Genomic DNA, 12,651 nt, shown 5'->3' on the forward strand with positions numbered 1-12,651 from the left:
TTTCAGCAATACCAGATGATGAGTTAGAAAGAACTGTAGAAAGAATTAGAAATAGACCGCGAAAAGTATTAAATTATTTTACTGCAAATGAAGTTTTCCTTGAAAATATGTGGTGGTGTGCTTGACAAGACTCACCGCCAATCATAATAGTTCAAAAAAACTTTCAAAATTTTTGATGGAAACCATGGAAGAAACTATAATTAACTAACCCCATAGTAAGCCATTTACGGTGACTCGTAGAAACTTCCAACCAAATTATGGAAATATATGGATTTAAATATTTTTATAGTTAATATTACAATAATTTACTTGGTGATGTCAAGAATTTCTTTTTTCAATCCTATTTTTTTTATCATATAACATCCTGAAAATTCTATCTGATTTCTGTCTAAAATTTCTCTAGCTTCCTTATAATCTATAGGATTTATACGAAGTGAAAGGCCACAACTAGATGTTATTTCCATAGGTACAGGAATTATTCTTATATCTAAATTAACTTCTTTTAATAATTTCTCACTCTTTATCGCCATATGAGTTGACTCAAAAGAAATAAGGTTAAATTCTTCTGTTTTTTTCATACTACCCTCTCTCGCCTGTCGGCAACCTTTCTCTTCACGTTGTAAATTAGAGAAAGGTATTTTAATTTTTTCTTATTCCATCCTCACTATTCTAACTTTGTTTCTCCCTACGAGGGAGAAACTTAAAAGGAAGAGGGTCTATGGTCTTATTAATTTATCTGCACTCTGCAGTCTTTCCATAATAGTGTACATATTAGTTACCTCTCCTACTGCTAATTTATCTCCTAAATTATAGTAATTAAGACAAGTTCCACAAGTTAATATCTCCACTCCCATCTCCTCTAAAGTTTTAAAATCTTCAAGTGTAGGAGCGCCCTCTACTGTCAGTTTAGCTCCTCCATTGTAGAGCAAAACCGTAGTTGGCATAAGATCCATCTCAGTCAGTGTATAGATAAATCCCTTCATCAATACATCTCCTAATTCATCTATCCCTTCTCCCATCTTATCAGAAGAGATCGCAATGACCATCTTATCATTTGATGCCGCATCATTTGAAACAATAGTAGTCCCACCTTCACCCTTAATGATTACTACCTTATACTTGTGTTCTTCTACTTTTTCACTGTTAGACTCTAGCCCCATCTCTTTGGCCATTTTTAATAGATTTTCCATGGAAGATACATTGTCGACCATTGTTTCTACGTGACCGTTTTCCTCTATATTTTTTAATGCTTTTTTAGTATGAATTACAGGTAATGGACAAGCCAATCCCATAGCATCTATTTTTATCAAAATTAATACCTCCCTTATACAAGTACCCTTGCGTTATCTACTCTCTTAGTTATTCCTATCTTATCTAGATGTTCCAAATAGGCAACCAAATATTTTCTACTAGTATCCATCTTGGCTTTAACATCAGGAAGAGCTATCTCTTTGCCATCTTCTCCCAGTTGATTTATTATCATCACTAGATTATTATAATCTGAATCTATGAGGAAAATGTCCTTTTCTATGAACTTTAATTTTCCTAACAATACCATCATATCAAAAACTCTCTTTAATTCCTTGGGATCCCCAGCTAATTTAGACAGTTCCTCATATTTAGGAGGCTTGTAGGCATTATTTTTATAAGTTTTTAAGATCGTATTTTTAATTTTTTCCTGGTTTGTGCTTAACTTTATTTCAAAATCGAAAAGTGAAACAAGACTAGAATTTACCTTAATAACTTTATCATCCTCTAGTTTTGATAAAACTTCTAAATAATTTTTATTCTTAAATTTCTTAGAAAAAACCTTATTTCTCAGAGTAGAAGTATTTTCTCCTATTAACAGTGGGTTCTTACTGTGAAATTCCTCCAAAATAGCTAAAAGTTCTACCTTTTTTTCTTCTAAAAAGTTTTTATGCATGTATATAATTTCGCTTAAAGCTGTCAACTCTAAAACTTCCTTATTTTTTACTAGTTTTACCAGTGGTTCAGTGATATCTTCAGTACTTCCAAAATTTAACTTTATATCTTCAAAAGATGGATATTTAGAGCTTAGTTCCTCAATGACACCAGATAGTTTAACACTATTGTTGTTCTTCCCACCCTTTAATTTCACGATTAATTTTTCATCGAATCTCTTAGCCTTTACAGCCAATGGATTTAGGATAGTGACTCCTCCAATGGTAAACATAGGAGAATAATTACGAAGTATTCCTAAATCTCCAGGGAATCCAACCAATTCCTTCTCTAATATCAATTGAGCATAACCGCTGTCTCCAGCTTTTAATTCCTGTTGATCTAGTAATTTTATCCGACAGATGATCTCCTTTGTTCCATGATGAAATCTAACTCTTTGGTTATTTTTTAAAATCTTGCTATTAGAAGACAGGTAATTTATCTCTACATCCATAAGTCTAGTTACAGAAAGAGAATTAGGAGTAGCCACTACACTTCCCCTTTTTATATCTTCCTTGTCTATCCCTGCAAGGTTTATAGCACATCTATTCCCTGCACTAAGAGTGTCAACACTGAGACCGTGATTTTGTATACCTCTGATCTTTGCGACCCTGTTACCAGGATATATTTGCAGAGAATCTCCTACTCTCAAATCTTTCCCTTGAGATGTCCCTGTGATTATGGTACCAAATCCTTTTACACTAAATGATCTATCCACCGACATTCTAAAAACTATTTGCTCTTTTTCTTCACTTTTAATAGTTTTTATTAAATCTTCCAGTGAGTCTTTTACTTTTTCGTAAGAATCGGGGTTATCTATAGAGGTTTCTATCATAGGAGCTCCACTTAAAAAACTTCCTCTTAATTCTTCCTCTATTTCATCCCTTACTTCTAGTACCCTTTCTTTACTTGCCTTATCGCACTTAGTTATTACTATAACTCCGTGATGAATCCCTAAAAGTCTAACTATATCAAAATGCTCACGAGTCTGAGGCATTATTCCATCATCAGCAGCTATTACTAACATAACTATATCTATTCCTGTAGCTCCTGCCATCATATTTTTCACAAATTTTTCATGTCCAGGAACATCTATTATACCTACTTTTTCATCTTGTAGATTGAGGTAACTAAATCCCAAATCTATAGAGATCCCTCTTTTTTTTTCTTCAGGTAATCTATCGGTATCTATCCCAGTAAGGTTTTTTATCAACGTGGTTTTACCATGGTCTATATGTCCTGCCGTTCCAATTACTATACTCATATTGTATCAATCCCTTTAGTTAGAATTTCATATATACTATCCATATCGTTTTCATTCAGAGTTTTACAATCGAAAATCAATTTACCGCCTTGAATTCTTCCAATGATAGATAATGAATTATTTCGAAGTATTCTTTCTAATTTAACAATGCTATAACCTGTATAAGATATTGCTACCCCAAAACTATCCATAAGTTCTGTAGGCATAGATCCTCCACCGATCATTGCACTAGTTTCAACTAAATCCACCTCAAAATTTCCTAAAGTTTTTAATTTTTCATATAAAATATGAGCTCTTTTCTCAACCTCATCTTTCCCCTCTAATATCATTCTAAGGGTAGGAATATTCTTTATAGCTTCCGCTTCATCTAAATACTCTCTCAAGGTAACTTCTAGAGCAGCTACCGTCAACTTGCTGACCCTTAAAGTACGTAAAAGATTATTTCTTTTCATCTTCTCAACATACTGTTTTTTCCCGACTATAATTCCAGCCTGAGGACCTCCTAAAAGTTTGTCCCCACTGAATGTAACTACATCTATACCAGATTTCAAACTCTCTTGAACTGTAGGTTCCTTCTTATATCCATATTTAGAAAAATCTACCAATACGCCACTACCTAAATCTTCAATAGAGATCAATTTTTTATCTTTCGCCATCTTAGATAACTCTTCATTCTTTACTTTCTTAGTGAATCCCATGATCTTGTAGTTAGAAGTATGAACCTTTAGAAGTGCTTTGGTTTCAGGTGTTATAGCCTCTAAATAGTCCTTCTTATGAGTTCTATTGGTTGTTCCTACCTCTATCAGCTTAGAACCACTATATTCCATTATAGCAGGAATTCTAAAGGATCCACCTATCTCAACCAGTTCTCCTCTAGATACGATTACTTCTTTATCCTTAGTCAGAGTATCTAAAACCAGTAATACTGCTGCTGCATTGTTATTTACTACCAGGGCGCTTTCAGCTCCTGTAATGTCACAGATTAATTTTTCAATATGGGAATATCTGCTCCCCCTCTTACCGGTAGAGATATCATATTCCAGGTTATTATAGTTGCTGGCTATATTTACTATATTTTTCACACTGCTTTCTATTAACTTTGATCTTCCTAAATTAGTATGAATAATCGTTCCTGTGGCATTTATTACCCTTTTGAGATTTAACTGATTTTTTGATTCAATTAATTTTATTATCTTGTCGGTGATCTTTATCTTTAGATCTTCCTTTTCCATATTTATATCAGCCAATCTTTTATTCAATATCTCTTCCCTGTAGAATGAAATTCCTTCCCGAATAGATTTAATTAGGATATTATATGGAATACTATCTTTATATTTTTCTAATTTTTCACTTATTAAAAATTCATCTACTTTTGGTAGACTTGATAACAGTCTTTTCACTCTTAACCCCCCTTTATTGCCTATATAACTTTCATTCTATATATATTTTTTTTCACGACTTCTCCTACAAGGCTGGATTTTATATCTAGTTCTTCCAGATCAGCTAAAAGCCTGTCTGCATCTTCATTTGCTACACTTATAAGTAATCCCCCTGAAGTCTGCGGATCAAACAATATCTCCTCCATGGGAAATGAAACACCCTCTAAAATCACTTTATTTCCCAGATGTTTTCTATTTTTTTGTCCGGCAGAGGTAATCAAGAATTCTTCTGCATACTCATAGGCTTCTTTAATATAAAGGACCTTTTTACTGTCTATTATCATACTGATCTCATCATTTAACATCTCAGATAGATGCCCTAAAAATCCAAATCCAGTTACATCTGTACACCCATTTACCTTGTATTTTTTCATCTTTTCAGCTGAATATTTATTCAACGTTTCCATAAGTTTTATGGCTTCCTTATAAGAACGATCGTTGGCTTCTCCTACATTATGAGCTGTAGTCACTATTCCGATTCCAAGGGGTTTTGTTAAGATTAATTTATCCCCTACCTTACACGTATTATTAGCTATTACCTTATCAGGATGTACTACTCCTGTTACAGACAATCCATATTTTGGATTTTCATCATTTACAGAATGTCCTCCACTTAAGATCCCACCTGATTCCATTACTTTCTCAGCTCCGCCACGTAAAATTTCTCCCAATATATTATGATCTAATTTTTCCGGGAAACACACTATATTTAGTGCTGTAAGAACATCTCCACCCATTGCATATACATCACTGAGAGAGTTAGCTGCCGCTATCTTTCCATATGTGTATGGATCTTCAACTATGGGAGTGAAAAAGTCTAACGTTTGAATTAAGGCCGTATCCTCACTCACCTTATATACTGCAGCGTCATCAGCACTATCAAATCCAATAAGTAGATTCTTATCATATGCTTTTGGGATATGAGCCAACACTTTTGATAGAACACCCGGTCCTATTTTAGAAGTTCAGCCTCCACCACTGCAAAATTTTTTAAATTCATTCATCTTATTACCTCCCATATTTTTTTCCATTTTAACATTTTTCCCATGTTAATTCAATGTAAGAGTGGAATATGAGCTCAATTTATACAAATAAATAAAATTGAAATTTAACAGCTTCTTTTTTTATAACCCTAGGTGGATCAAATATTTAAAGAATGACACTTGAATCAGCGTCTGATAACACCTATAAATCATCCACCTAATATCACTAATTTTTTAACTACTTTTGATTTTACTGGACTTTTTCACGATAACGTCATATAATGAAATATAAAATATCTCTTAAAATTTAAAAATCACAATACAATTTTATCCATTTATATCCCTTTACCTCTCGAAAAGTTATTATTCCACATCTTACATCTTACATTTTAAAATTAAATTCAACAAAAAAGAGTCATAGAAATATTCTCAATAAAAAATATTCTTAAGAAAAGCATATTTTTAATCGATCCCCAAAAAAACTATAATTTTTTTAATTTCTTAAAAAACGTCGGAAAAACCAAAATTAGATATTTAAATTTAAGGAGGAGTTAAAAAATGAAAAAAATAACCATCGTTGGAGGCGGTAGTAGTGCTCATACAGTAGCACCTTTACTAGCAAATCTAGGTTTTACAGTCACAATTTTAACGAGTAAACCGGACCTTTGGAAAAAAACTTTAAAGGTAGAGTTTCAATCAGAAAATGGAGAGGTTGAAAAAATAGTAGAAGGAAAAATACATTTAGCTACAAGCGATGAAAAAGTAGCTTTAAAAGATGCTGAAATAATTTTATTATGTATGCCTGTATCTCAATATTTTAAAGTACTTTTAAGGATTGGAGAACACATTCCAAAAGATAAAGAGGTGTGGCTTGGATCTATCTATGGCCAAGGTGGAGTTAATTGGATGTATAACGAAATTAAAGAGAAATTTTCATTGAATAAGTTGGTATATTTTTCTTATGGACTAATACCATGGATATGCAGAACTAAGGAATATGGATCAATTGGAATAACTTATGGTGCTAAGCCTATTAATATCGTATCTGTTTTTCCGAAGAATAAATTTAATGAATTAAATAATGATTTATTTGAAAAAATATCACTAGAAGGGTATGGAACAAGTAAAACCTATCAAGCTGATAATTTTTTATCATTAACTTTATCGGTAGATAATCAAATAATTCATACTTCACGTATGTACGGATTATATTTAAAAAACAAGCAAGGTTGGGAAACCTTAGATAAGGTTCCTTATTTTTATAGAGAGTTTGATGAAAGTTCAGCCAATATACTGAAGATGTTAGATGCAGATTATGAAAAAATCAGACAAAAAATTAGAGAACTAAATCCAACCGAACATTTTGATCATATGCTGAATTATTTAGATTTAGAAAGATTTACAAATAATTCTTCCAATGAAAATATAAAAGAATCTTTTATAAATTCTAAAACTCTTGGCCGAATAAAAACCCCAGTAATGAAAGATGGAGAAAAATATATTTTAGATAAAAATAGTAGATTTTTTACAGATGATATATTTTATGGAATTGCTATAGTAAAATGGCTTGCAAATAAATATAAGATAGAAGTTCCTATGATTGACGAAATTTTAAATTGGAGTCAAAGTTATTTAAATTTAGATCTATTAAAAAATGGTGTATTAAATACTGAGTATGAGTACAACGGTATAAAAGTTGGGATACCAACAAGATACAAAACATACAAAGAGATAGATCTAATAAAATAATATTTTTCTCTTTTAGATATATTAAAATGTTTAGATCCTTTTTTCATAAATTAGTTCCTTTAATGTTTGTTCTGATAACTACATTATAATGGAGTTATTATGAAAAAAGGTCTTTTTTATTTCATATAAAGAAAAGAGATGCTCCTCCTACAGAGATAATAGCTCCTAAAATTTCTATCGGTCTCACTTTTTCCTTGAATATAAATATGCAAAACGGTATCACTAATATAGGACTTGTAGATGAAAGGGTCGATACTATTCCTGCACTTGCATTTTTTAGTGCTATAAGCATTGCAGTAACCCCTACAAATGGACCAAAAAAAGATCCTACGACTAACCATTTAAGAGCCGCTTTATCTTTTGTGCCTTTTTTTACTTCTCCCCATTTTCCCCTTATAGATATAAGAATTATAAAGGCTATTGTAGCTACAATTACTCTAATCTGAGTAGCAGCGAGAGGATCGTAAGATTCTAGACCTATCTTACTAAAAATAAGTCCCAAAGATTGTCCTAGAACTCCACCTATGGCACAAAGAATTCCTTTTATTGGAAATTTTTCTTTTTTCTCTCCCTTGCCCTTTCTGTTACCATAAAACATTACTAAAAATATTCCGCCTATAGTAAGTAAAATAGCTATTCCCTCTTGAAAACTTAAGGTTTCTCCCAGTATAATCCATGCTGAAAGAGCAGTCACCACAGGTACCGCGGTCATTATCAAGGTAGTTATACGAGCCCCTAAAAGAACAAAGGATTCAAACATAAATAAATCACCTAAAAACATCCCTATAAAACCAGATATTCCTAAAAACGTATATTCTTTTAGGCTAGCGTCTATTGGAAACGGTATTCCCCTAACAAAAAAAGAAGTGATACTCAAAAAAATCAGACCTTGTATAAGTCTAACGATATTTACCGTAAGAGATCCTACTTTTTTACCAGCAACCTCAAAGGAAATAGATGCTCCTACCATTCCAAGTGCTGCAACTAACGCCATCGTTTCTCCTAAATATTTAATTTTAACCCCTCCTATAATATATTATCCATTAAGTTGTATATTTTTCTAGATCTTCCTATATAATTTATTTATGATATATGTAAAACTTTTTTGAACCTCAGGACATTCCAAGGTGGAGAGAAGGTTAGAGGCCTTGTCTAAAAACAAATTACTCACACCATATGCCTCCTCTAAGATAAAATTTTTTCTAACTTCATCTGTCAGTTCATCAAACTCAGAACTTCGAGATTTATAGGTTGTTGAAAGGATTCTTTTTTTAAAACAAGGGTCTTTCTCCATCAAAAGTAAATAAGGAAGAGTGAATATCCCCCCTCGTATATCCTGACCGCAGACCTTTCCAGTTTCTTTTTCTGAACCACTTATATCTAGGATATCATCTAAAATTTGAAAACTGCACCCTATATTAAAACCAATATTGTGAAGTTTCTCTATGGTATTTTCGGCTGCTCCCGACAAAATCCCCCCCATAGTGCACGAAAGAGCGAAAAGAGAAGCTGTTTTTTTAGAAATTTTAGTTATATAATCATAATAATTTATCTCAAAATTATATCTTTCATCCAATTGCTTTAACTCTCCTAAACAAAGTGTTTCTAAAGTATCTATCATGGCAGCTGACACTTTTTCATTCCCCAGGGATATAATATTATCCATAGCAAAAAAAGAGAGGATTCCTCCTGTAGAAACTGCCCTTTCCCTTCCATAAACACTTACTGTGGTTTCTTTTCCCCTCCTCATCACCCCATGATCGATTATATCATCATGAATTAAAGACGAAGTATGAAGAAGTTCCAAAGAAGCTGCTGCTTCATAACATTTTTTATTAATTGTTCCAGCCTTGGCAGCTAAGATCAAAAAAAGAGGTCTCAATCGTTTACCACCTGAGCTTATTAATCTTTTAGTTTCTTTTTTTGTAAACTCATCATTCAGGGATTCTATAAGAACCTCTATATTTTTTTCTATCTTTATTAATTCTTTTGTATATATCATCTCAACTCACTTCCTTTAGTAGTTCTAAGAGTTCTTCCGTATAATCACATTTTCCACAGGTAATTTTCTTAGAATAACAAAGGGTAACCCTGTCTGTGATTTTTTTTAAAAGTTCTCTATCTAAGATTAAGAGATGTCTGTTTAAAAGGGATATAAATAGATCTCCCAAAAGAAGATCCCTGCCATCTATATCATTTTTAGAATTATGAAAAAAAAGGATAAGGTAAGCCATCTTAAAAGCCTCCTCTATATAATCTTTTTTTGATACATGAGAAACCTCATTTAAATATTCTTTCTCTATGAGATCAAAATATTTTTTAGTTTCCATCTCCTCCTCCTTTAATTCCACAATGTAGGGTACAACTTCCAAAAAGGTAGGTTTTAAGAGTTACATCAGTAAATTTTGTTTCTTTTATAAGTGCTGTGAGTTCTTCTTTGGATAAAAAAGCCTCTACAGATTCATCTAACCAACGATATTCTGTCTGTAATTTCACTATAATTTTCCCCATAATTGGAACTAAAACTCTACAGTAAAATTTTAATATCTTCCTGATTAATAAGGGATCTGGATAGGAAGCCTCCATACAAAAAAAACTACCTCCAGGTTTTAAAACACGATTTATCTCACTGAGAACCTTTTTATAATCAGATGTATTTCTAATTCCAAGGGAGATAGTAACAGTATCAAAACTATTTTCTTTAAAGGGTAGAGATAATGCACTCCCATGAATAAACTTTATATTCTTAAGATTTTTTGCATTTGCTCTTTTCTTAGCGACCTTAAGCATCCTATCACTAAAATCAAGGGCTTTTATCTGGGAAGTCTTTAATTTTCTCCCCATTCCTATGGCTATATCTCCAGTACCACAACACACATCTAATATTTTTTTACTCTCCACTGGAATATTTCTAATGAGGTCTTTTTTCCATAGTCTATGTACTCCAAGGGTAATAATATCATTCATAAAATCATAGCAATATGATATTTTTTGAAACACATTATGAGCTCTCTTCTTTTGATCTTTATCATTTTCAATTGACATTATAAAAACTCACTCCTTAAAATTTCTCCTAAAATAATTATCATATAAAAAAGAAAAAAGATAATTCCCGATAAAACTGAACTTTCCATGATATTCGATCTATTTTTTAAAGATATATTTTTAACTGTAATAAACTTAAGCTTTTTCACAATCAATGGAACCGATAAAAAGATTAAAAACATTAAATTAGGCAAGGTTTTTAGAACAATACTTAAAAATACAAAAATATACATCATTACATAGGCAAATTTTAAAATATCTATAGATCTCTCTCTTCCTATAATTATAGGAAGAGTTACTCTAGTTGCTCGATCTTTCTCTATGTCACAAAGACCATTTGTGAAGAGGATAGATCCTATATAAATTATTATAGGTATTGAAATCAATATAATATTTTTATCTATATAGCCAGTCTGAATATAATACGCTAACCAAGTTATAAGACCTCCCATAGTAAATCCTGAAAGTAATTCTCCTAACATTGTTTTAGATATAGGCAGTGGCCCTGCAGAGTAAAAATAAGCTACAAGAAACCCTATAACACCAATAATGGCAACTAGAACTCCTCCATGGAAGAGAAGATAGACTGATGGAAATAATGTAGATACCACTAGATAGACCATCAATTTTTTTACTTGAATGAGTGGGATACTATCAAAAACCAGAATCCCCCCCTCTCTATCATGGACAGTATCTACGGTGTCTAACCCACTTAAATAATCAGAATAATCATTGAGTACATTGGCAAAACATTGTACTCCTACTGCCGAAAGTAACATAGCTATAAATAGATCTAATCTGAGATTTCCAAATTGATATGTTGAATAAAGAGTTCCTATAAGTACCGGAATAATAGATGCCGACCAAGTTTTTGGGTCAAGTATCGCAAATAGTTGTTTTTTAGTCATATTTCCTCCTGAAAATTAATATTAAACGTTTAAAATATACTCTTCATCCTAGCATTTATAAGGATGTTTTACTAGGTATATTATATTATATTATATTTATTTATTATATACAGTGATCAATCTATATAATTTCTGCAGTAATTATCCCCATGTCTCCCTATTTTTTTTGTTTACACTATTTTTACATTAAATAAACACGGATTTTACACACTTAGTTTATAATACCTATATTATGAAAATAAAATACCAGTTATAAAGTAGAAACATTGAAAAGATCGATTTATTGTTTGTAAAAAATGTATAAACATATATAAATTTAAATTGTTGTTGAAAGCATGAAAAATTTAAGGAGGAGTAAAATGGGATTAGATATTTTTTTTAAGGTTATAGGAGGGCTAGGAATCTTTCTATATGGTATGCATCATATGTCTAGCGGAATGCAAAAAATTGCCGGAGCTAAAATCAAAAATATAATTGGTCTGTTGACTAAAAACAGAATTATAGCTTGTCTAGTCGGTATATTAGTCACAGCCATGGTTCAGTCATCTTCTGTAAGTACAGTTATGACTATCGGATTTGTTAATGCCTCCCTTATGAGTTTAAAGCAGGCATTGGGTGTAATTCTAGGAGCCAACATTGGTACCACTGTTACCGGGTGGATCTTGGTATTAAAAATTGGAAAATATGGTTTACCAATGGTAGGAATTTCAGCTATTTTTTATCTGTTTGCTAAAAAGGATACAGTCAAGACTAAGTTTTTAACTTCTATGGGTCTTGGAATGATTTTCTTCGGTTTACAATTAATGAGTTCAGGATTTAAACCCCTTAGAACTATGCCTTTCTTCATAGAATTATTCCACAGCTTTGATGCTAGTAGCGGTTTTGGTGGAGTAATAGCAGCAGCTCTTGTAGGAGCCTTGCTTACAGCTATAGTTCAATCATCTTCGGCTACTTTGGGTATTACAATTGTATTAGCCAGCCAGGGAATGATAAATTCTGAGACAGCAGTAGCTTTAGTTTTAGGAGAAAATGTAGGTACGACAATTACTGCTATGTTAGCTTCGCTAGGTGCCCGTGCCAATGCAAAGAGAGCCGCAATAGCCCATACAGTTATAAATATTATAGGTGTAACATGGGTAGTATCTATATTTCCATATTATCTTCAATTCCTATCAAATTTTGTAAATCCTATATCAAATATTACAAAATATATTGCCACTGCTCATACTTTGTTTAACGTAACTAATGTATTATTATTCTTGCCATTCATAGGTTATATAGCTACAATGTTGGAAAAAATGATA

General features: G+C 32.0%; 12 protein-coding genes and 1 riboswitch. Of the genes, 2 read left to right on the plus strand and 10 right to left on the minus strand.

What is annotated here, in order from left to right; translation table 11 throughout:
* Positions 1-193: 193 nt before the first annotated feature.
* Positions 194-291, minus strand: a riboswitch (purine riboswitch).
* Positions 292-305: 14 nt separating this feature from the next.
* From V5784_RS00980 to selD, 5 genes are all read right to left on the minus strand, one after another.
* Entirely contained in the window at positions 306-578 is a 273-nt protein-coding gene (locus V5784_RS00980) for a DUF3343 domain-containing protein (protein WP_336887182.1), read from the minus strand.
* A 138-nt stretch (positions 579-716) separates the two neighbouring features.
* Positions 717-1,310, minus strand: coding sequence for a sulfurtransferase-like selenium metabolism protein YedF (gene yedF, locus V5784_RS00985; RefSeq protein WP_336887183.1), 594 nt, complete (start codon positions 1,308-1,310; stop codon positions 717-719).
* Between the two features lie 14 nt (positions 1,311-1,324).
* A complete protein-coding gene (selB, locus tag V5784_RS00990) occupies positions 1,325-3,223 on the minus strand; it encodes a selenocysteine-specific translation elongation factor (protein ID WP_336887184.1) in 1,899 nt (632 codons plus the stop codon).
* On the minus strand, positions 3,220-4,623 hold the full coding sequence (gene selA / locus V5784_RS00995; protein WP_336887185.1) for an L-seryl-tRNA(Sec) selenium transferase: 1,404 nt from the start codon (positions 4,621-4,623) through the stop codon (positions 3,220-3,222). Before selA ends, selB begins: the two co-directional genes overlap by 4 nt.
* Before the next feature lie 20 nt (positions 4,624-4,643).
* A complete protein-coding gene (gene selD / locus V5784_RS01000; protein WP_336887193.1) occupies positions 4,644-5,618 on the minus strand; it encodes a selenide, water dikinase SelD in 975 nt (324 codons plus the stop codon).
* Positions 5,619-6,203: 585 nt separating this feature from the next.
* On the opposite strand from selD, the gene V5784_RS01005 reads away from it, so the two are divergent.
* Entirely contained in the window at positions 6,204-7,394 is a 1,191-nt protein-coding gene (locus V5784_RS01005; RefSeq protein WP_336887186.1) for an NAD/NADP octopine/nopaline dehydrogenase family protein, read from the plus strand.
* 121 nt (positions 7,395-7,515) lie between these two features.
* On the opposite strand, the gene V5784_RS01010 is transcribed toward V5784_RS01005, so the two are convergent.
* From V5784_RS01010 to V5784_RS01030, 5 genes are all read right to left on the minus strand, one after another.
* On the minus strand, positions 7,516-8,388 hold the full coding sequence (locus tag V5784_RS01010) for a DMT family transporter (RefSeq protein WP_336887187.1): 873 nt from the start codon (positions 8,386-8,388) through the stop codon (positions 7,516-7,518).
* A 66-nt stretch (positions 8,389-8,454) separates the two neighbouring features.
* Complete coding sequence (locus V5784_RS01015) at positions 8,455-9,396, minus strand: polyprenyl synthetase family protein (RefSeq protein ID WP_336887188.1); 942 nt, start codon at positions 9,394-9,396, stop codon at positions 8,455-8,457.
* A gap of 1 nt (position 9,397) precedes the next feature.
* Complete coding sequence (locus V5784_RS01020; protein ID WP_336887189.1) at positions 9,398-9,724, minus strand: hypothetical protein; 327 nt, start codon at positions 9,722-9,724, stop codon at positions 9,398-9,400.
* Positions 9,714-10,439 (minus strand): demethylmenaquinone methyltransferase, encoded by a 726-nt coding sequence (locus tag V5784_RS01025; protein WP_336887190.1) that lies wholly within the window; start codon positions 10,437-10,439, stop codon positions 9,714-9,716. Before V5784_RS01025 ends, V5784_RS01020 begins: the two co-directional genes overlap by 11 nt.
* A complete protein-coding gene (locus tag V5784_RS01030) occupies positions 10,439-11,347 on the minus strand; it encodes a prenyltransferase (RefSeq protein ID WP_336887191.1) in 909 nt (302 codons plus the stop codon). Before V5784_RS01030 ends, V5784_RS01025 begins: the two co-directional genes overlap by 1 nt.
* 359 nt (positions 11,348-11,706) lie before the next feature.
* On the opposite strand from V5784_RS01030, the gene V5784_RS01035 reads away from it, so the two are divergent.
* A partial coding sequence (locus V5784_RS01035; RefSeq protein WP_336887192.1) for a Na/Pi cotransporter family protein occupies positions 11,707-12,651 on the plus strand: 945 nt, incomplete at its 3' end.

The organism is Psychrilyobacter sp. (assembly GCF_037132775.1).
GTDB lineage: Bacteria > Fusobacteriota > Fusobacteriia > Fusobacteriales > Fusobacteriaceae > Psychrilyobacter.